Origin of the sequence: Lentzea sp. NPDC020367, assembly GCF_044387305.1 — a bacterium.
Lineage (GTDB): Bacteria > Actinomycetota > Actinomycetes > Mycobacteriales > Pseudonocardiaceae > Lentzea.
In genome coordinates this window covers 90,018-110,302 of record NZ_JBIRVV010000015.1, presented here as the reverse complement: position 1 = coordinate 110,302, position 20,285 = coordinate 90,018, and the positions used below count along the sequence as shown (strand labels likewise).

Below are 20,285 nucleotides of genomic sequence, written 5' to 3'. Positions count from 1 at the left end.
AGCGCTATCCCTAGCTTCGTGGCTATGACGATCCTCATCACCGGAGCAACCGGCCAGCTCGGCAACGCAGTGGTCCGCCACGTCCTGAACCGCACGGACGAGCAGGTCATCGTGTCCGTGCGAGACCCGAAGAAGTTCGACGTGGACGGCGTGGAGGCTCGCCAGGGCGACTTCGAACAGCCGGAGACCCTCAACTTCGCCGGCGCCGACAAGCTGCTGATCGTGTCCGGCGAGGCCCCGGACACCGACACCCGCATCCAGCAGCACAAGAACGCCATCGCCAAGGCCGTGGAACACGGCGTGGGCCACATCTTCTACACGAGCCTCACCGACGCGGACACGTCCACGGTGGGCGTAGCGGTGGTGCACAAGGCCACCGAGGAGGCCATCCGCGCGACCGGCATCCCGTTCACGTTCCTGCGCAACGGCATGTACCACGAGAACTACCTCGGCGCCCTCGCCGGCGACACCGTCGCGGTCTCCACGAAGGACGGCCAGATCGCCAGCGCGGCCCGTGACGACTACGCCCAGGCCGCGGCCGCAGCCCTCACCACCCCGGGCCACGAGAACCAGGTCTACGAACTCACCGGCTCGACCACCTGGTCCTTCCCGGAACTCGCCGGCGACCGCTTCCAGGACGTGAGCGACGAGGACCTGATCGCGGCAGGCGTGCCCGCGATCTTCGTCGACTTCTTCAAGGCGATCCGCGAGGGCGTGTTCGCCGAGGTCCGCCCGGACCTGGAGAAGCTGATCGGCCGCCCCTCCACCCCGATCAAGGTCCAGTAAAACGCTGGAACGGGACCCGGCCACCGCAACCGGCACCGCGCGGTGCCACCAGGAAGCCAGCAACGCAAGGGAACCACGTACGAAGCCGGGCGTGGCGATGCGAAGCGAGCCGTCTGAACCTAGAGCGCCGGGTAGCGGTGAGCCCCGCTCATGGCGATTGGGGCTTGACCTTGAGGGGCTGGGTGCCACCCTGTCTGGGCTCGGCCGGGGCGCTCTTCACCCCGGCTTTTGAGGCCGACTACGCACCCAGCTAGAGGCTCAAGGTCAAGCCCCAATCGCAACCCCGCACGTCGTCACGACCCACGCAAGCACCCTCGCAAGGCGACCATTCGCCCGGGAACGCGACCAACCCCGCTGGAACAGCAACGGCCCGCACGCAACCCGCAACCCACACTCAGTTGAACTCCGGATGCGCCTCCGGATGCGCGTCCCACCACTTCCGGTACTCCGGATTCCGATCCAACACAGACCGATAAGCCTCAGCAGCACAAGCGAACACCTCATGCGCCCGCCCAGCCACCGGCGAATCCCTCCGCGTAGCCACAAAGATGTCGGTCATCAACGGCATCCCCCGCAGCCGCCGAATCACGATCCCCTCCCCAGTCCGAGAAGGCGCCGCCGCAAACGAAACACACCCCCCGGCCACCAGACCGCGAGCCATGCTGGCCTCCCCGGTGTGATGGGTCAGCCGAGGCACGAACCCGGCATCCGCACAGGCCTGGAACATCTGCGTCCGGCTCCCGATGTGCTGCTTGGGCGGCGTGACCCAGTCCCGATCAGCAAGATCAGCAAGGTCGACCTCCTCCAGCAAGGCCAGCGGATCGGTCTCCGGCAACGCCACGAACGCCGGCTCGGTCACGAGCTTCCGCAGCTCTATCCCGGCCAGATCCCGCGCGTGCATCCCGTCGAAGAACTCGAACAGCGCCACGTGCACCTGCCCGGCCTCCAGCATGTCCACGATCTCCGCGGACGATGGCCGAACCTCCGCCCGCACGTCGGCGTTGAGCGCCCGCAGCCCCTCCACGAGCCGCGCGAAGTACAGGATCGGGGCGCAGCCGAAGATGAGCGGCCCGCGCCGGTCGGTCTCGCGGGTGTTGGCCATCAGCTGTGCCATCTCGTCGAGCACCAGCCTGGCGGTGCCGAGTACGCGGCGCCCCAGGTCCGTTGGGACGCAACCGTTGCGCGTTCGGTCGAACAGCTGGCCACCGACGAGGCGTTCCACGGTGCGCAGCTGGGCGGACAAGGCGGGTTGGGTGAGTCCGAGCCGCGTCGCGGCCCTGGTGACGCTGCCTTCCTCGGCGATAGTTCGTACCGCGCGAAGGTGGCGGAGCTCCAGCTCGGGCATAAAGACCTTGTATCCCCCTTCTGAATGCACCGCCACCCTTCGATCGGGGCATAGTGACTTTCGATCGATCATCCGGCCCGGCGCTTGCGGCAGCGCCCGAGGGTCCGGCGCGGGAGGGTGCGCACCCCTCGGTTCGACGCTGCTGTCGCGCACCCTGCGCTCCGCGGCAGTAGCGTCGAACCCATGGCGGTGAAGGACTCTCCCACTAGCTGGGTCAACGAGCACATCCAGAAGTACGTCGAGACCAACGGCGCCGAGGGCCACGAGTGGCGGCCGGGCGTGCACACGCTGCTGCTGACCACCAAGGGACGCAAGAGCGGCGAGATGCGGCGGACCGCCCTCATCTACCAGCCCTCCGGCGACGACCACGTGGTCGTGGCGTCGCAGGGCGGCAAGCCGACGCACCCGGCGTGGTACCTCAACCTCGAAGAGGAGCCCGTGGTCGACGTCCAGGTGGCGGCGGAGAAGTTCCAGGCGCGCGCTCGCACCGCCGGGCCCGACGAGCGGGACCGGCTGTGGAAGCTGATGAACGAGGTCTGGCCGGCCTACACCGAGTACCAGCAGAAGACCGACCGCGAGATCCCCGTCGTCGTGCTGGAGCGGATCAGCGGATAGGGACGGCGGCACCCGTCACGACCACCCGGCGGTCCTCGCGGGTCGCGTCGACCTCCAGCCGGGACGGCCTGCCCATGTCCTCGCCCTGGCTGATGACGAACCGCTGCGGCCCTTCGAGGTCGCGCAGGTAGCCACCGAACGCGGCCGCGGCGGCGCCCGTCGCCGCGTCCTCCACCACACCCCCGACCGGGAACGGGTCGCGCGCGTGCACCACACCGTCGGCGTCGCGCCAGAACAGGTGCACCGTCGTCAGGTCGTGCGCCAGCATCAGGTCGCGCAACGCGTCGAAGTCGTAGTCCAGCTCGCGCAACTGCTCGCGGTCTTTCAGCGGGATCAGCAGGTGCCGGGCCCCGCCGAAGCCGACGTGCACCGGTCCGTCACCGATCTCCTTGTACCCCAACGCTTCCAGCGCCGCGGAGACCAGGGCCGGGTCCGCCACGGCACTGTCGGTCGGCACGCTGGTCAGCGACGCCGTTCCGCCTGAGGTGTCGATGGTGATCTCCCCGGCGGGCGTGTGGAACGTCAGCGGCCCGTCGCCGATCCGCTCGGCCAGCGCGACGGACGTGGCGATCGTGGCGTGACCGCAGAACGGCACCTCCGCCTTGGGACTGAAGTACCGCACGTCGAACGAGCGCTCAGCGCGCGGCAGCACGAACGCCGTCTCCGAGTAGCCCACCTTCGCGGCGATGGCGAGCATCTCGTCGTCGGTCAGCTCGGACGCGTCGAGCACGACGCCCGCCGGGTTCCCGCCGGCCGGATCGGTCGTGAACGCGCTGTACCGCAGTACGCCCTTGTCGCTCATACCCCGGTCCAACGCGTAGCAGTGCTGAAGTCTTCCGTGCTGGGTCCTGCTGATGAAGTAGGTCAGCCCGGCCTTCTCCAGCACGCGGCCGGACGCGTGGTTGCGTGCGTCGGTCCCGGCGACGACCCGGTCGGCGATGGCGAGCGCCTTGTCCCGCAGCTGCGCGGCGACCTGCGTGGCGACGCCGCGTCCCCAGTGCGCGGGGTCGATCCAGTAGCCGATCTCGATCTCGCCCAGGTCGCCGTCGAGCATCTGCGCGAGCCCGATGACCACGCCGTCCTCGACGACCACGTGCAGGCCGAAGCCGTGCGTCTCCCAGTGCCGCAACGCCTGCTCGTGCCGTTCCGCCACGTAGTCCGGAGTCCAGGGCATGCCGTTGCCGACGTACACCGTCATCCGAGGATCAGACGCCCACCGCAGCATGTAGCCGAAGTGTCCGTCCTCCCACCGCACGAGTTCCATGGCGACCATCGTGCCTCAGCTGAACTGGGGGAGTAGCCCCTCGCACGTGCGGACCACGATCTGCGCGGCCTTCCGGTGCTCCTGGGGCGCGTGCACGTCCGCGGCCTGCGCCTGCCACCTGACCAGCGCGTCGAGCAGGGCCTCGCGCAGCTCCCGCGCGTCGGCCTCGTACTCGAAACCCAGCCGTGCCAACGGAGCGACGCCCTCGGCGCCGATGATCCGCAGCGCCTCCGCCTGCAGTTCGGCGGGCAGCTTCGTCCGGCCTGACTGCAGCGCGGCCACGAGTCGCAACTCGCGGAAGTCGTGCGCGGAGGCGACGACCCGTTCGAGGTCGGCCATCAGCTTGCGGGCGTTCTGCCGCGGCTCCATCCGGAACAGCACGTCGAGCGCCAGCAACGCCGAGCGCGCCTTGAGGATCTCGCGGCGCTCGACGAAGTGGACCGCGATCGAGTCGCGCAGCTCGCCGAGCCCGCTGCGCTGCACCAGCTGGCCGGTCAGCTTCACCTGCGAGTCGAAGCCCTGCCGGATCAACGCGGTGATCAGCCGGACGCCGAAGATCCCGAACCGCTCCAGCAACGCCTGCCGCACGGCCGGTTCCATCGTCAGCGGGAACTGCTCGCCGGCGAACCGGTCCGCCGACAGCAGGTGGTCCTCCAGCTCCTCGCGGCCCAGCGACGACAGCACGCGCAACGCCGCGAACTCGTCCTCCCGCAACGTCTTCGCGGCCACCGCCAGCAGCCCGGCGACCGAGACCACGTTCTGGCACAACGGTTCCACGGCCACATCGCGACGGTAGCGGCGGGCGATCTGCTTGGCGGACGACAGCGCGTCGATCCGCCCGGCCCCGATCTCGTCGGCACGGGCGAGCACCGCGACCGTGTGCACGGCGGCGGTGCGGGCGATCGGGTGGTCGTTGGCGGACTGCAGGAACCTCAGGTCCTCGTCCTGCACGTGCCGCATCAGGTACAGCAACGCGTCCGCGTCACCGAGCACCTGCTCCGGCGTGGCCTCGGACGGGGTGTCGATCAGCACGACGTCGCGCAACGTCCGCGCGGGCCAGTCGACGACGATCCGGTCGGCCCGGTCGAACTGGCCGGTCTCGACGTGGTTGCGGCTGCCCCGCCTGCCGATCGGGACGTCGTGCGGCCGGCCGGGGCCGGTGAACACCTGCGCGCGCGGCTCGGCACCGCCGCGGTACCAGACGAACGAGCTCTGCGGCGTGAACTCGTCGCCGACCAGTGCGTTGACCACAGTGGACTTGCCGATCCGCGACCTGCCGGCCACCGCGATCCGCACGGGTTCGGTGTAGCGCTCGACGTGCGAGCGCAGCCAGGCCGTGGCGCGGGGGCTGTCGCGGTAGACACCCAGCGCCTCTTGCAGCATCGACCAGACGACGCGGTCCAATGTCACGCGGTGAGCTCCATCGCCGGACCCCCGAGTGCCTGTACCCGCTTGTAGAGCGTGACGAGTTTGTCCAGCTCCTTGCGGCCTTCCCGCATCCTGCGCTCGCGTTCGGTCTGGTCGTCCTGCACCGCGCGCTTGGCGCTGCGGGCCGACTCGAGCAACGTCTCCTGCAGCTCTTCGGCGAGCGTGCTGAAGTGGTTGCGCAGCGAGCGCTGGATGTGCCGCCCGGAGTCGCGGACGTCCTTGGAGAACTTCATGAAGAAGTCGTCCACGTGCCGTTGCGCGGCGGCCTTCGCGGCGGCCTGGCGGCGCTTCAGCCGTTGGTCGCTCTCGTCCAGAATGGACTTCCCACCGAACAGCGCACCGGCGCCGAGCGAGATCACGTTGATCAGCGGCATGCCCGCGAGCGATGTGACCAGGCCGAACATCAGCACGCCGCCGTAGGAGCCGCGCAGACCGGTGAAGAGCTTCTGCGGCATCGAGAACGGCTCGATCTTCGGCTTCTCCAGCTTGCTCGCGGGTTCGAGCAGGTCGTCCGGCAGCACCGAACCCGGGATCAGGTCCTCGCGGTAGACCGGGAAGTTCTTGGCGACCTTCGCGGCCACCCACTCCGCGCGTTCCATCAGCCAGGCGAAGTTCGTGGTGGCGGCCTCGTTGAGGTTGTCCTCGAGCCACTGCTCGAACTTGTCCCAGCCGACCGCGGGGTCGGCCTCGTCGTAGGTCTTGTCGACCTCGCGCAGGATCTTGCGGGTCCGGTCGCGGAGGTCGTACTCGACGTCGGAGATCAGGTCGGCCATCTCGTCGTTGAGCACGTTCTGCCAGCGCGCGGACCGGCGCCGCAGCTCGTCGACCCGTCGCTGGGCCTCCTGCAGCGTCGAGATCGTGGCGACCGTGTGGGACGAGTCGTGGGCCGTGAGTTCTTCGCGCAACGGCGTGACGAGCTGCGTGATCGCACTCGAAGCGACGACGGCGACCGCGCGGCGGGCCAGCAGTTCCGCGCTCGCCACGATGTCGCTCTGCACGCACGTCACCAGCTCGGGAAAGCCGGACTCGGCGTTGAGGCGCTGGTCGCCGGTCTTCGCGGCGCGCAACCTGAGCGCGCTCGACACCGGGATGAGCTTCGCGCGGACGCCGGCGCGGGCGAGCAGGGCCCGGTTGCGCTCCACGACGCTGCGCCAGCTCGGCACGAGGTCGATCTTGGTGACGACCACGGTGACGTTCGGGCAGGCCTCCATGACCTTCTTGAGCAGCGTCATCTCGGCCGACGTCAGCTCACCGGTCGCGTCGGACACCAGCAGCACGGCGTCGGCCTGCATCAGCGTCGCGAACGTGCTGGCGGTGTGCGCGGACCGGGTGTCGCCGACGCCGGGGGTGTCGATCAGGACCAGGCCGCTGTCGAGCAGCGCGCGCGGAATGCCGATCTCGGCCCGCACGACGTGCTGCGCGGCGGCCTGTTTCGTCACCTGGTCGATCGGAACGGCGATGCGCTCGGTCGGGGTGTGGAAGATCGATCCGCCCGCGGACGCGTTGCGGACCAGCGCCGCCGACGGGGTGTCGGCGTGCTGGACGAAGGTCGGCACAGTCGTCGTGATGTCGTCGCCCACCGCGCAGACGGGGGCGTTGAGCAACGCGTTGACGAGCTGGCTCTTGCCTTGTTTGGACTCGCCGACGACGAGAACGCGCAACTTCGGGTCGAGTTGCTGTGCCCGCTTTTCGCGCAGCCGGGCCTCCAGATCGGGCCTCCGGTGCGTGACGCAGGCCCCGATCGTCTCGTCGAGCACGTCGAGCCAGGGCGGTGCCATCACCTGACTCATAGTGCCGTGTTCACCCCCTTGGGTGAAAGCCTCGAACGCAATACCGGTTTTGTTCGGCCAGACGGGGCTGTTCGGAAGGACGGTGACGTTCCTCACCGCCGGGTCGCACTGATCGTTTTGTCAGTCGATACGACGAACCGGCCCTGTCTTCGTGAGACAGGGCCGGTCCGCTTGGGGAGGGTGACTCAGCCGAGGAGGCCCAGGTCCAGGTCGCCGACGACCGGGACGTTGTGCGTGACGTCGGTGACGGTGCCGAGGACGTTGCCCACGCCGTGGTCGCCGCCGAGGACGTTGCCGACGCCGTGGTCACCGGTGACGGAGCCGGCGACACCGGTCGCCGTGCCGACGAGGCCGGTCGCGGTGTGCGTGACCTGGCCGACGGTGTCCAGGGAGTGCAGGCCGACGTCGCCGTTGCCCAGGTCGTCCAGGCCGCTCGTGTTCAGCACGCCCAGGCTGACGTCGCCGCCGCCCAGCACGCCCAGTGCGTCGTGGCCGAGGCCCGTCACGCCGCCGAGCTGGCCGAGGATGCCGTCGACACCGGGGACGGCCGAGGTGACGCCGTCCAGCGGCGCGTCGACGGTGGCGGTGGCGGTGTCGGCCACGTCGAGGACGGTGCCGGTCAGCGGGGACGCGGTCTGGTCGAGGACCGAGGTCACGTCGCTGACGGCGGAGAAGTCACCGTCGAGGCCCAGCGCGACGCGGGAGTACTCGCCGAGGGAGCTGTTCTCCGCGGCGAACTTGAAGCCGTCGCCGTTGGCCGCGAGCATGCCGGCCGAGGACGTCTGCAGGTCGGTGAGGCTCACGCCCGACGAGGTCAGCTGAGACGCGACCGCCTGCAGCTGGCTGATGGCGCCGAGCGGGCCGTCCGCGAGGAGGGCGTCGGTGGGCAGGGTCAGGTCGACACCGTCGATGGCGGGCAGGCCAGCGGGGGTGGCGGGCAGCAGGTCGATCACCAGCGGGATGACTTCCTGCACGTCGACGGCCGTGATGTCGGCCAGGCCAGCCTGCTCCAGGGTGCCCTGAGCGTCGGCCGCGAACGCGTCCTTGAGCGACGGGTCGCTGAGCAGGTTGAGCACGAAGTCGTGGAGCGTGCTGGGCTGGGTCATCTGAGGGCACTCCATGGTGAGACGCGGATGTCGTTCGGGGTGTGTGACTGAAAGTTATGAGAGCGGGCCGCCACCTGCATCGGGGATCACTCCCAGTCAATCCCCGTTCCCCAATGGGGTGACGGTCGTTGACCCCCTAGGGGATTAGGGGCCTCACTTGAGCGTCTCTTGTTCACCCGTGTAGGTACTGGTCGCTGCTGCGAACAGGTGAGGAAGAGACTTGGCGTACGTACTGGGAGTCGATGTCGGCACCACCCGGACGACGGCTGCCGTGTGCCGCCTCGACGGCGCCCGGGATGCCGAGATCGTCCTCGTGGTGCCCTCGTTCTTGCAGCTCACGGACGCAGGAACGTTCAACGTCGGCGAGCGCGGCATGGCCGGGTGGACCGCCTCCGGTTTCGCCCGCCGGGTCGGTGACGCGGTGCCGTTCGCGCTGGGTCCGGAGATGTGCCCGGCCGAGGAGCTCACCGCGTTGCTGATCATGTGGGTCGTCGGCGAGGTGGTCGCCCGAGAGGGTGAACAGCCCCGGCACCTGGCGGTGAGTCACCCAGCCGGGTGGGGCCCCTATCGCCGAGGACAGCTGTACGCGGCGTTGCGGGCCGTCGGCTTGCACGACGTGACGCTCGTGCCGGAGCCGTTGGCGGCGGCCGAGAACCACGCCGTGCGTTCCCGTGTGATGCCTGACGCGTCGTTGGCGGTGTTCTCGCTGGGCAGCCACGCGTTCTCCGCGTCGGTCGTCCGGCGTGCGCAGAAACGGACGTTCGAGCTGGTCAACCACGTCGATGGCGTCGACCACCACACCGGCGCCGACTTCGACGACCTGCTGATGGGACTGGTGCGAAGCCGGCTCGGCAAGGACGGCCTCGTGTCGTCCGCCGAGTGCGAGGCGGCGAAGCGGGCGTTCGGCCCGTCCGGTCAGTCCGTGGTGGTCAGCGGGGTGGAGATCGCGCGCGACGAGTTCGTGGACGAGATCCGGCCGTCCGTCGACCACCTGGTCGGCACCTTCGTCCGTGCCCTGGGAACCGTGCAGCCGGAAGCCGTGCTGCTCGTCGGCGGTGGTTGCCGGATGCCCGTGATCGGCGACGCGCTGTCGTCGTCGGTCGACTGCCGCGTGCTGGCCGAGGCCGCCCCCGAGCACTCGGTCGCCAAGGGCCTCGCGGTCGCCGCGCGCCTGGTGCTGATGGGCCCCGAGGCCGAACCGGCGCCGCTCGACACGTCGGTCCTGGTGCACACCCGCGAAGCGTCGTTGCGCTTCCCCGTCGGCGAGGTCCCGAACCCCGAAGACGACGAGTTCTCCGCGCCACCGCCCCGCCCGCCGGTGGACGTGTCCCCGCTGGAGCTGCCGCCGAGGCGGGTGAAGCGCGTCGCGAGCGCGCTCAAGCCCGCCGGACGCCGCTCCGGCTCCCGATCCCGAGACGATGATGAGGACGGCCGTTGAGCGTCACCACGCGAGCCAGGTTGGTGCTGGACGCCCCAGTGCGGGGCGTCCTCGACCGGATCAACGAGGCTGCACCGGGCGAACGCCTGCGTGTTGTCGTTGCGGCGCCTGGTGGTTACGGCAAGACAGCGCTGCTTTCGGAGATCACCAACACCGCCGTGCGCGTAGTGGACGACGCGCACCTGCTGGACGATGCTTCGTTGCACTCTCTTGCCTCTGAACCGCTTTTGGTACTGGCCTACCGCCCGTGGCCGCGCCGTGCGCTTTTGGCCGAACTGACCCGTGGCGCGGTCGTCGTGCCGTTGGCGCCGCTGTCCCGTGAGGGCGTTCGCGAGCTGCTGAACGCTCCCAAGGCTGTTGCTGACTTCGTGTTCGCGCAGACCGGTGGCGTGCCGCTGTTCGTGGAACGTCTTGGTGCCGTCGCTGAGGTCTCCGCCGACGTGCTGAGTGCCTTCCGCGCCGAACTCGACTGGCTCGACGCCGACCTGCAGAAGTTCCTGCTGGCCGCAGAAGCCGGGGCCGCCCAGCGCCTGGACCTGCTGTCCGCGTTGCTGGACAAGGACTTCGACGAGGTCAGCGACATCATCGAGGCCGCCCGTGCCACCGGCCTGCTGGCCGAGGACGGCACCCTGCTGCCGTTGGCGTTGCGGGCCGTGGGCTCGTTGACCCGTGCCGAGCGCCGGATCGCGGTGCGGCAGAAGCTGGCCCAGCTCCAGCTCGACCGCGGTGGTCCCGTGCTGGAGCTGGTGCGGCCTTTGCTCGACACCGGCATCGGCGGCCCGGTGTTCGTCGCCGCCGCCCGTGAGGCCCTGGCCTCGGATCCCGCTCTTGCGGCCCAGCTGTTCAAGGCCTCGACCGGCGGCGGTGTTCCCGCTGCCGAGACCGCGGCCTCGTGGGCCACGGCGTCGGCGATGGCGGGCGACCTGGACGGGGCTCTTCGCCTTGCTGACCAGGTCATCAGCGTTCCTGACTCGCCGCATCGCCGGACTGCGGCCGAGGTGGCGGCGGTGGCGCTGGCCCACCGCGGTCAGTTGGCTCGTAGCACCGAGTTGTTCCGTTGGGCTGCGACGCCGTATGCGGCTGCCTTTGCCGGGATCGGGTTGATCGGCACTGGGCACCTGTTCGAGGAGACGCCTCCGCAGCCGCCGACGATGCTCGGCGGTGCGGCCTCGTTGATGTTGCAGGGTGTTCGGCAGTCTGTTGTTGGCGCCGAGACCGTTGCACTGTCCACTTTGGTCCGTGCTTCGTCGATGCTCGAACCTGCCGGCGGTGCGGTGTTGTTGCCGGACAGCCCGGCTGCGTTGGCTGCGTTGGTCGCGGTGCACTGCGGCGAGCCGAACGTAGCTGAGTCAGTGCTGGATCGTGCTGTTGAGACCGGCACCGGTGGCGTGTTGATGTCGGTGCGGCACCGGTTGTTGCAGGCCTGGCTGCACATGTTGCGCGGGAACCTGGCTGTGGCGCGCGAGACGTTGATGTCCGTTCGCGGTGCCTTCGAGCCTCGCGACTGGATCTTCGCGGTGGCCCTTGAGGTGGGTGTTGCTCGGCGGAACTCTGATCTGGCCACTTTGCGGCGGACCTGGGAGCAGGCCTGTGAGGCCGTTCTGCGGCATCCGGTGGATCTGTTCAGCCTGTTGCCGTTGGGGGAGTTCGCTGCGGCCGCTGCTCGGTTGAGGGATCACGAGCGGTTGGCGCCGCATCTCGCGCAGGCTGGTGCTTTGTTGCGGTCGTTGGGGAATCCGCCTTTGTGGGCCATGCAGCTGCACTGGAGTTTGTTGCACGCGGCGATCATCGATGAGAACACCGCTGCGGCTGAGGAGCATGCGGCCGCGTTGGCTGTTCATCGGGAGCGGAGTCGGTACTGCGCGATTCTGTCTGCGGCCGCTGAGTGCTGGCTGGATGTGGTGGCCGGCGAAGTGGATGCCGATCGGGTTGAAGAGGCTGCTCGGGGGCTGCACGCGGTCGGGCTTTGGTGGGATGCCTCCCGGTTGGCTGGGCAGGCCGCGATTCGTACCGCTGATCGGCAGGCGATGGTTCGGTTGTTGGACTGCGCTCGGTTGTTGCAGGGGCGGCCGGTTTCTGCTCGGCGGGGGGCTGAGTCTGATGCTGCTCCCGTTGTTGAGGACGCCGGGAAGCTGAGTGATCGGGAGCGGGAGGTGGCTCAGTTGGTGGTGGAGGGGATGACCTACAAGCAGGTTGGGGATCGGTTGTTCATCTCCGCCAAGACTGTTGAGCACCACATGGCTCGGATGAGGCAGCGGTTGGGGTCTACGTCTCGGTCGGATTTGCTGGCTCAGTTGCGGCACATCATTGGGAGTGTGGGCTGACGCCTTTGGCGAGTTCGTAGGTGGTTGGGTTGCGGGCGTTTGCTTGCGCTGCTTCCTGGGGCTCCGCCCCAGACCCCGCCAATCTGATCAAAAGCCGGGGTCCACGCCACGCGTAGGTAGATGGCACGCCTGTTGCTTTGGGCGGAGGCGCGTTGCGTAGATGGTTGCGTTGGTGGGGTGGCTTCGTCACGAGCCGAGCCAAGAGCGGGCCACAGGCAGAAGGGGATGTCAAACGGACGAAAAGCGTGTCCGTTTGACATCCCCTTCTGCCTGCAGCAAGAGCTATGGCACGACTCGTGACGAAGCCACCCCACCCAGACCGCACGGTAAGGACGGCTCGCCTTCGGCTTCGCATGCGATCAGGTGCTGGTCGCGGGTGATCATGGGCCTGGTGCCGCTCAACGTGGCGAAGGCTCCGCTGGCCGCTGTAGCCCGATCGAAGGTCGAGGGTTGGGGCTGTTCATGAGAAAATTGGTCCGATCGAGCGAGTAAAGGCTGTAACGCTCAGAGATCGCTATACCCCCGTTGGGGGGAACGGTGCCGCGCATTGGGACGGTGTGGATTGCTGGCGGTAGGCTTCCGCTCCGTTGCTCGCCGAGCAGGTCAGGTGGAACGGGTTGCCGAGCCAGGACGACGCGAGACCGTCACGTCCGGTGGGACGCGACGCGTTGGCGCGCGACTGGGCGATCAAGGTCAGTCGTACCGCGTACATACCGCTGTCGGCCGCGAAGCTGACGGAGGAGCTGCACGAGCTGCTCAACCTGGTGGCTGAGGCGCTCGTCGGTGATCCTCGGGTGGCCTCGCTGGTCGGAACTCGGCTGGTGGAGATCCACTGCGTTGGCGCCGAGAGTCTGCGGGAGTCCATCGAGGTTCTCGCGCAGTTCGTCGTGCAGGAGGGGGCCGACGCTCGGCAGGCCGCGCTGGTGGTCGGGGCTGTTTCCGCGGCGTACACCGGGGCGATTCAGGCGTTCGTGCTGGAGCAGCAGGAGAGCGTCAGTCAGGCTCTGTTGCGGGCGAATCGGGCTGTGCAGCTGGATTTGCAGGCCAGCGAGGAGCGGTTCGAGGACATTTTCGCGCATTCCTCCACCGGTATCGCGATGGTCGGGCTCGATGGTGAGCTGATTCGGGCCAACGAGGCGTTGTGCACCATTCTTCGGCGTGAAGACGTTGCCGGGATGACGCTCACGGATTTGATCGCGCCCGCTGATCTGCCGCTCATCAACGACGCGTTGGCCGGCCTGCGGTACGGGCGGATGCGGCGGGTCGAGGAGCGGCCCCGGCTGATCGATCGCGATGGTGAGCACTTCCGCGTGTTGCTCGCGGCCACCGTGCAGAAGGATCCCGACGACAACCCGAAGCATTTTGTCGTGATGATCGACGACGACAGCCAGCTCACGTTGCTCGGCGGGCGGTTGCAGTACCAGTCGCTGCACGACGCGTTGACCGGGTTGCCGAACCGGCAGTACCTCACGACGCGGCTGGAGTCGTTGCTGCACAGCGACATCGAGCACGGCGTGACGCTGTACCACCTCGATCTCGACGCTTTCGCGGTCATCACGGACGGGCTCGGGCGCGAGATCGGCGACAAGGTGCTCAAGCTCGTCGCGGAGCGGCTCAGTTCGGTGTTCTCCGCCGAGAAGGCGATGGTCGCCCGGCTCGAAGGGGACGAGTTCGCCGTCCTCGTCGAGAACGGGGCCGAGACGCCGGACGTCGACACGACTATTCGGACGATCGAGCACGAACTGGCTGAGCCCGTCTACTTCGGCGAGCACGGGGTCGCGGTGTCGGCGTCGATCGGGGTGTTGCCTCGGCTGCATCCCGGCGATCATCCCGCCGAGGTGTTGCGGGCCTCGGACATGACGTTGCGGCGCGCCAAGCGCAGCGGGCGGCGGCAGTGGGGGCTGCACGACGCCACCCAGGACAAGCGGGAGCAGGAGGAGTTCGCTCTTGCCGCGGTCATGCCCGGTGCCTGGGAGAACGGCGACATCGAGGTCGTGTTCAACCCCGTCATGAAGCTCGACGGGTCGGCGCGGGTCTGCGTCGAGGCCGAGCTGAACTGGCGGCATCGGGACGTCGGGCTGATCCCGCACGAGAAGTGCGTCGGGATGGCCGAGCACACCGGGCTGATGTTGCCGCTCGGCGAGTGGATGCTGCGGACGGCCGCCGAGTCCGCGTGCCGGTACGAGGAGATGCTCGCCGTCTGCCTCACCGAGAGCATGGCGAACAGCCCGGACCTCGTGCGCGACGTGCGGCGCGTGCTCGCGGACACCGGGTTGCCGGCCGGGCGGTTGTTGCTGGGCTTTCCGGTGCACGTGCTCGCGTCCGAGGACAGCGAGGCCGCCGACAACCTCGAACTGCTCTCCGACATGGGCATCCACATCGGTGCGCGCGACTTCTCCGGTTCCACCGCGGAGATCGAGCTGGTCCGCTCGCTCGGCGTGGCGGCCGTGCGGGTGAAGGGGCGCTATCAGAAGCCGGACGAGTTGGTGTCGCACGTGCTCAACGACCTCATCGGGTTCGTGCACGAGGCCGGTGGGCTCGTCGTGATCGACTCGATCGAGGATGCTGAGCAGCGCGACTGGTGGAGCGAGATGGGCGCCGACGCGGGCGTTGGACCGGTGTTCTGCGTGGAGCCGACTACTGAGTGGCCCGACGCGGGCTGAGGTGCACGAGGATCAGCGCGAAGCCCGCGATGGTCACCATCCGCAGGGCAGCGCCGATGCCGTTCCAGTCCTTCGACTGCCACATCGCGAACCACTCGCCGCCGACGGTGATGAAGCCGCCCAGGAACAGCGCCACGATCATCAGCAGACCGGCGGACGCGAACTTGCGCGCGCTGTCCTCCTTGTCGCGGACGTAGGCGACGGTGCCCGCGGTCAGCAGCACCGCGGAGATCGCCTCCCACAGGATGATCGCGACGTAGACGATCGTGACGACGGCGGGGCTCGTGATCGCCCGCCACTTCAGGCCCTCGCCGAACGTCGTGTCCATCGCGAGGACGTGCTTCACGAACGCCTCGTTCGTGCCGTAGTCCGTGACGTTGCCGAGCACCACGAGAATCATGTTGAGGGCGATGAACCCGACGGTCACCGCGACGACCGCGCGCAAGCTGCCGACCCGAGCAAGAAGACGCATGCAGCGGACAGTAACCGATGAGGTGCTGTAGGTGAGGGCAGTTGGGCGGGTCAGCAGGGAGCGTGGAACTCCACCTGGGGCAGACGGCTCTGCCACAGTTGCTCGGTGAGCGCGCCCCGCGTGGTGGCGCAGATGCGCTCGGCCTCGTGCGAGACGTCGATGTCCCACAGGCGCAGCAGGCCGTCGCCCCCGCCCGACAGCACCAGCGCCCGGCTGTCCGGTCTGAAGAGGACGTTCGGCTCGGCACCGGACGTGAGCGCCATCGGCAGGCCCAGCGGGGTCGCCCTGGCCGGATCTCCGATGTCCCACAACCGGAACGTCTTGTCCGAACTGCCGCTCGCGAGCGTCTTCCCGTCCGGTGTCACCGCGAGCGAGAAGACCTGCTGCGTCTGCCCGGTGAGCACGCTGAGCGCCACCGGCTTCTCCCGGTCGCGCACGTCCCACAGCCGGATCGCCTTGTCGGCGCCGCCGGTGATCAGCGTGGTGCCGTCCGGCGTGAAGATGACGCGCTGCACCGGTTCGTGGTGGTCCTCCACCGGTCTGCCGAGCAGCCGCGGTTTCGCGGGATCGGTGACGTCCCACAGCCGGAACATGCGGTCGCTGCTCGCGGTCACCATGGTTTTGCCGTCGGGACTGAACGTCGTGTCGTTGACGTACCCGTCGTGCCCGGTCAACGGTTCGCCCAGCTTGACGGGCTTCGCGGGATCGCTGACGTTCCACAGTTGCACCGACTCGTCGTCGCCGCCGGTGACCATGATCTTGCTGTCGGGCGAGAAGACGAGCTGGTTGGTGAACCGCGTACCGAGCATGATCGGCGGCGTGAGCGGCACGACGTGCGCGGGATCGCTCGTGTCCCACAGCTGCAGTGCCTTCTCACCGGCCAACGCGCCGAGCACCTTGCCGTCCGGGCGGAGTTGAATCCGGACGGATCCCTTGTCAGGGCTGACCTTCACCGCTCCGAGGAACTTCGGCGTGAGTGGATCCGTGGTGTCCCAGAACCGCGCGGTCTTGCCGTCCCTGCCGCCGTTGCCGTCCGCCGTCGCGAGCAGCTTGCCGTCCTCGCTGAACGAGGTCACGCCCGCGTTCCCGGCGGGGACCGGCACCACGTGCCGCGGCAACGACCACAGCCGGACCGAGTTCTCGCCCGCGCCGGTGGCCAGCGTCGCGCCGTCCGGGGAGAAGCCGACCGCGAACACGCCACCGCTGGGCGCCGCGAGCGGCTTGCCGAGCTGCATCGCGTTGATCGGATCGGTGACGTTCCACAGTCGTGCGGTGCCGTCGACCGATCCGGAGGCGAGCATCCGCCCGTCGGGGCTGAACTTCACCGACCACACGCCTGCGGTGTGGCCCACGAGCGGGTCGCCGATCTGCGTCTGTGCCGCCGGATCCCACAGCCGCACCGTCGTGTCGTCGGCGGCGGACGCGAGGAGTTTGCCGTCCAGGCTGAACGTCACCGAGTGCACGCCTCCGGTGTGGCCGGTCATCGGCCTGCCGACCGGGGTCCTGGTCGCGACGTCCCAGAGCCGGACGACCTGGTCGTCGCCCGAGGTGGCGAGCGTGTGGCCGTCCGGCGTGAAGGCGAGCGTCCGCACCGCCGCCGTGGCGCCGCGCAGTGGTTCGCCGAGCGGTTGAGGGTCCGCCGGATCGCTGACGTTCCACAGCCGCGCGGTCTTGTCCTCGTTCGCCGCGGCGAGGATCTTGCCGTCGGGACTGAACTCCAGCAGGTAGCTGGTGCCGTTGCCGGTCTCGATCGTCTTGAGGTGCCGGGGATTCGCCTTGTCGGTGATGTCCCACAGCCGGATTGTCTTGTCGTTGCCGGTGGTGGCGAGCGTTCTGCCGTCCGGCGAGAATACCGCGGAGGTGAGCCAGTCGGTGTGGCCGGTGATCACCGCGAGCGGCTTCGGGTTCGAGCGGTCCCGCACGTCCCACAGGCGGGCGGTGCGGTCGTAGCTCGCGGTCGCGAGAACGGTGCCGTCGGTGGTGAACGACGTCAGGTACACCGCGCCGGTGTGCCCCGGCAGCGGGACGGCCAGCGGCTTCTGCTGGTTCGCGAGCAGCTTGGAGCCCACGTCCAGGTCGTCCGGCCGCAACCGGTGGGCGGCGAGCAGCAGCTGGGCGGCCACCGACGCGTCCGTGTCGGCCAGCCGGTCCGCCTCGGCCACGATCTGGCGGAACACCGCGTCGTCACGCTGCCGCACGGCGATCACGGCGGCACCGGCGGCGATCAGCGCGAAGATCACCACGAGCGAGATGGCGCTGCGGCGCAGCCAGACGCTCTTGCGGTGCTGACGTTCGGACGTCCGCACGAACTCCTTGGCGATCGTGGTGACGTCCTGCTGCTGCCGCACGCCCTCCAGCCGTGCGCCGCGGTAGAGCAGTGACGAGTCGCGGTCGTGCGTGGACCATGTCGCCGCGTCCTCTTCGAGCCGTTGCCGGGTCAGGTTGCCCGCGCGGTCCTCGTCGATCCAGCTGCGCAACCGCGGCCACGCCTGCAGCAACGCCTCGTGCGTGATCTCCACCGAGCCGGCGTCCATGGTGATCAGGCGGGCGTGCGTGAGGACCTCGAGCGCGCGTTCCGTCGCCGGGAGGTTCGTGCTGGCCTCCAGCAGGCTGTGGCGGCTGGACCGGCGGCGGGTGTCCTGGGTGTCGTCGCCGACCCTGACCAGGCGCAACAGCAGCTGTCTCGCGGCGGCCCTCGCCGGTTCGTCGAGGTCTGACCAGGCACGTTCGGCGGTGGCGGCCACCGCGCCCTGGATGCCGCCCGCCGCCCGGTAGTCGGCGATCGTGAGGCGGCCCGCCTGCCTGCGTTGCCACGTGACCAGCAGCGCGTGGCTGAGCAGGGGGAGCGCGCCCGCGTCGTACGCGTCCTTGCCGCGGCGGTTGTGCGTGCCGAGGTCGCGCAGCATGAGGTCGACCAGACCGGCCTCGAGCTGCAGGCCGGCGGCCTTGGCCGGGTTCGTCATGGCGTCGCGCAGCTCGGCCGCGGACATCGCGCCGAGCACCATCTGTCTGGTCTGCAGGGCCTCGGCGAGCTCGGGGAAGTCGAGGCAGCGGGCGTAGAAGTCGGCCCGCACGCCGAGCACGACCGCCGTCTTCTCCGCCGCCGCGTGCAGGGCCTGCACGAAGATCTGCAGCCGGTCCTCGTCGCCGCCGAGGGTGAACGCCTCCTCGAACTGGTCGACGATCACCACCCGGTCGCCGACCGCGGCCTGCACCTCGTGGGCGAACTCGACCTGCCCGTCCGCGCCGGCCGCGGCCTCCAGCACGTGGACCAGCTCCGGCACCTGGAGCGCGAACTCCTTCAGCGGATCGGTGCCGGGCGAAATTAGGACGGCCTCTTTGCTCAGCCGGGGGAGGACGCCCGCTTTCATCAAACTGGACTTCCCGGCACCGGACGCGCCCACGAGCGTCGTGATGCCGTTGTCGTTCAGCCGGTCGAGAAGTGCGTTCGTCGCCCTTTCCCGGCCGAAGAACCAATTCGCGTCTTCCGGTCCGAATGCGCTCAGACCCATGTACGGGCAGACGGAGTTGTCTTCCTGAGGGGGTGTGTCCGTTTCCGTGACGGGGCTCGCGAGCGCCTCTTCCCAGAGGGCGCGCCACGCGTCGAGTTCGTACAGGCCGTCGATCGGGGGCTGGGGCCTGCGCTTGCGGGCCTCGCCGACCAGGACCTCCAGGACCGCGCTCAGGCCGCTGAACCTGGCGGGGACGTTGCGCCCGCGCCGCCAGTCGCTGACCCGCTGGGCCGGCACGCGCAGAGGCCTGCCCTGTTCGTCCGTTCGGCGGGCACGGGTGACCGACTCCGTGACTCGCTTCAGAGGCGGGTCGCCTGCCTCCGCGTAGAGCAGCGCGAAGCGCTCCGCGAAGACGCCACGGGGTCCCAATCGGCCTCCTCCTCGTCCGGACCGGAAAACGCGGACCGCCCGCCTGAGCTGCGGCGCACGCACCGGAAAGGTGGTCAGAGGCCCACCATAACGAGGAGGTCTGACAACCTCGACTCCACGTCCTTCACGAGACTGGGAGACCGTCAAAGTGGCTGTGGCTGACTGGGGCAACGCATCCACGGCTGAGGAGCCCTGGGGGTCTCCTCAGCCGTGGCCCAAGCCGAGTGAGTGGCAGGGCGCCGCCTGCTAGCTCAGGCGGCCTGCCAGAGCTCGTCCGCCTCCGGTTGCTTGGGCTGGACCCGGTTCGGATCGGGCAGGTAGCTCTCGGTCGGCAGCGTCACGTACGTGATCGCGTCCGGTTTCAACGCGGTGAGCTTTCCCGCGAGGTCGGCCAATTCGGGAATCGAACCGATTCCGGTGTCCGTGACGATGGACTTCGTCAGGATGTCGGCGAGCTGGAGTGTTTTCGCCGGGCTGGCGAGCCAGTTCTCGTTCGCCAGTTTCTCGCTCAGCGCCCGCATGAACAGCTGCTGGTTCTTGATGCGGTTCAGGTCGCTGCCGTCACCGATGCTGTAGCGGGTGCGCACGAATGCGAGCGCCTGCGTTCCGTCGAGCTTCGTCGGCCCGGCCGGCACGTGCAGCCCGCTCTTCTCGTCGTCGATCGCCTCGGGCATCGTGACGTCGATGCCGCCGAGCTTGTCGATGACGTCGCGGAAGCCGTTGAAGTCGATCTGCACGAAGTGGTCGATCCGGATGCCGCTCATCTGCTCGACCGTCGCCACCGTGCACGCGGCGCCGCCCGTGGAGAAGGCGCTGTTGAACATGGCGATCGCGGCCGGCGGGTTGTTCCCGCAACTCGGCCTCGGGACCATCGTGTCGCGCGGGATGCTGACCACGCGTGCCTGGTCGCCCTTCGCGTTCAGCTGCACGACCATGGCGGTGTCGGACCGGCCGTCGTCCTTGCCGATGAGGAGGATGTTGAGGGGGCGGCCAGGCGTCGACGGAGGCCTGGGGTGGGTGATCTCCGTGGAGAGATCGACGGTCTTGAGATTGCTCTCCAACCGCCAGTAGGAGCCCCCGGCCACGACGCCCGTCGCGATGACCACGGCGGCCCCCGAGACCGCGAGCCATCGTTTCAAGTGGACGTTCATACCTCCACGGTCCCTGGTGTTT

13 protein-coding genes are annotated in these 20,285 nt (G+C 68.9%); 5 read left to right on the top strand and 8 right to left on the bottom strand.

The window, feature by feature from the left end:
- The first annotated feature begins 24 nt into the window (after positions 1 to 24).
- On the top strand, positions 25 to 786 hold the full coding sequence (locus tag ACH413_RS40125; RefSeq protein ID WP_360046889.1) for an NmrA family NAD(P)-binding protein: 762 nt from the start codon (positions 25 to 27) through the stop codon (positions 784 to 786).
- Positions 787 to 1,180: 394 nt separating this feature from the next.
- Here the strand turns inward: ACH413_RS40125 and ACH413_RS40120 are convergent, their stop codons facing one another.
- Positions 1,181 to 2,284 carry a LysR family transcriptional regulator gene (locus tag ACH413_RS40120; RefSeq protein ID WP_360046890.1) on the bottom strand — a complete coding sequence of 368 codons (1,104 nt, stop codon included), beginning with the start codon at positions 2,282 to 2,284 and terminating at the stop codon, positions 1,181 to 1,183.
- A gap of 30 nt (positions 2,285 to 2,314) precedes the next feature.
- Here ACH413_RS40120 and ACH413_RS40115 point away from each other — a divergent pair, with 30 nt between their 5' ends.
- A complete protein-coding gene (locus ACH413_RS40115) occupies positions 2,315 to 2,746 on the top strand; it encodes a nitroreductase family deazaflavin-dependent oxidoreductase (RefSeq protein WP_360046891.1) in 432 nt (143 codons plus the stop codon).
- Here ACH413_RS40115 and ACH413_RS40110 read toward each other — a convergent pair.
- From ACH413_RS40110 to ACH413_RS40095, 4 genes are all read right to left on the bottom strand, one after another.
- Positions 2,736 to 4,010 carry a PhzF family phenazine biosynthesis isomerase gene (locus ACH413_RS40110; protein WP_360046892.1) on the bottom strand — a complete coding sequence of 425 codons (1,275 nt, stop codon included), beginning with the start codon at positions 4,008 to 4,010 and terminating at the stop codon, positions 2,736 to 2,738. The genes ACH413_RS40115 and ACH413_RS40110 overlap by 11 nt on opposite strands.
- A 15-nt stretch (positions 4,011 to 4,025) precedes the next feature.
- On the bottom strand, positions 4,026 to 5,420 hold the full coding sequence (locus tag ACH413_RS40105) for a hypothetical protein (protein ID WP_360046893.1): 1,395 nt from the start codon (positions 5,418 to 5,420) through the stop codon (positions 4,026 to 4,028).
- Positions 5,417 to 7,216: a dynamin family protein gene (locus ACH413_RS40100; RefSeq protein ID WP_360046894.1), complete on the bottom strand. Its 1,800-nt coding sequence runs from the start codon at positions 7,214 to 7,216 to the stop codon at positions 5,417 to 5,419. The genes ACH413_RS40105 and ACH413_RS40100 overlap by 4 nt, the downstream gene beginning before the upstream one ends.
- A 197-nt stretch (positions 7,217 to 7,413) precedes the next feature.
- Positions 7,414 to 8,334, bottom strand: a complete 921-nt coding sequence (locus ACH413_RS40095) for an IniB N-terminal domain-containing protein (protein WP_360046895.1) — start codon at positions 8,332 to 8,334, stop codon at positions 7,414 to 7,416.
- A 220-nt stretch (positions 8,335 to 8,554) separates the two neighbouring features.
- Here ACH413_RS40095 and ACH413_RS40090 point away from each other — a divergent pair, with 220 nt between their 5' ends.
- The 3 genes from ACH413_RS40090 (at position 8,555) to ACH413_RS40080 (ending at position 14,759) form a co-directional block, all read left to right on the top strand.
- Positions 8,555 to 9,772: an Hsp70 family protein gene (locus tag ACH413_RS40090; protein WP_360046896.1), complete on the top strand. Its 1,218-nt coding sequence runs from the start codon at positions 8,555 to 8,557 to the stop codon at positions 9,770 to 9,772.
- Positions 9,769 to 12,096 carry a LuxR C-terminal-related transcriptional regulator gene (locus tag ACH413_RS40085; protein ID WP_360046897.1) on the top strand — a complete coding sequence of 776 codons (2,328 nt, stop codon included), beginning with the start codon at positions 9,769 to 9,771 and terminating at the stop codon, positions 12,094 to 12,096. The genes ACH413_RS40090 and ACH413_RS40085 overlap by 4 nt, the downstream gene beginning before the upstream one ends.
- A gap of 653 nt (positions 12,097 to 12,749) precedes the next feature.
- A complete protein-coding gene (locus ACH413_RS40080) occupies positions 12,750 to 14,759 on the top strand; it encodes a diguanylate cyclase domain-containing protein (RefSeq protein ID WP_360046898.1) in 2,010 nt (669 codons plus the stop codon).
- On the opposite strand, the gene ACH413_RS40075 is transcribed toward ACH413_RS40080, so the two are convergent.
- The 3 genes from ACH413_RS40075 to ACH413_RS40065 all read right to left on the bottom strand — a co-directional run bounded on the left by ACH413_RS40075 (position 14,734) and on the right by ACH413_RS40065 (position 20,263).
- Positions 14,734 to 15,231, bottom strand: a complete 498-nt coding sequence (locus ACH413_RS40075; RefSeq protein ID WP_360046899.1) for a DUF2165 domain-containing protein — start codon at positions 15,229 to 15,231, stop codon at positions 14,734 to 14,736. The genes ACH413_RS40080 and ACH413_RS40075 overlap by 26 nt on opposite strands.
- A 50-nt stretch (positions 15,232 to 15,281) precedes the next feature.
- Positions 15,282 to 19,112 (bottom strand): hypothetical protein, encoded by a 3,831-nt coding sequence (locus tag ACH413_RS40070; protein ID WP_360046900.1) that lies wholly within the window; start codon positions 19,110 to 19,112, stop codon positions 15,282 to 15,284.
- A 251-nt stretch (positions 19,113 to 19,363) separates the two neighbouring features.
- Positions 19,364 to 20,263, bottom strand: coding sequence for an LCP family protein (locus tag ACH413_RS40065; RefSeq protein ID WP_360046901.1), 900 nt, complete (start codon positions 20,261 to 20,263; stop codon positions 19,364 to 19,366).
- Positions 20,264 to 20,285 lie beyond the last annotated feature (22 nt).

Coding starts and splice junctions, on each gene's coding strand:
- ACH413_RS40125 (WP_360046889.1), top strand. CDS start 25: ATGACGATCCTCATCACCGGAGCAACCGGCCAGCTCGGCAACGCAGTG.
- ACH413_RS40115 (WP_360046891.1), top strand. CDS start 2,315: ATGGCGGTGAAGGACTCTCCCACTAGCTGGGTCAACGAGCACATCCAG.
- ACH413_RS40110 (WP_360046892.1), bottom strand. CDS start 4,010: ATGGAACTCGTGCGGTGGGAGGACGGACACTTCGGCTACATGCTGCGG.
- ACH413_RS40100 (WP_360046894.1), bottom strand. CDS start 7,216: ATGGCACCGCCCTGGCTCGACGTGCTCGACGAGACGATCGGGGCCTGC.
- ACH413_RS40095 (WP_360046895.1), bottom strand. CDS start 8,334: ATGACCCAGCCCAGCACGCTCCACGACTTCGTGCTCAACCTGCTCAGC.
- ACH413_RS40075 (WP_360046899.1), bottom strand. CDS start 15,231: ATGCGTCTTCTTGCTCGGGTCGGCAGCTTGCGCGCGGTCGTCGCGGTG.
- ACH413_RS40065 (WP_360046901.1), bottom strand. CDS start 20,263: ATGAACGTCCACTTGAAACGATGGCTCGCGGTCTCGGGGGCCGCCGTG.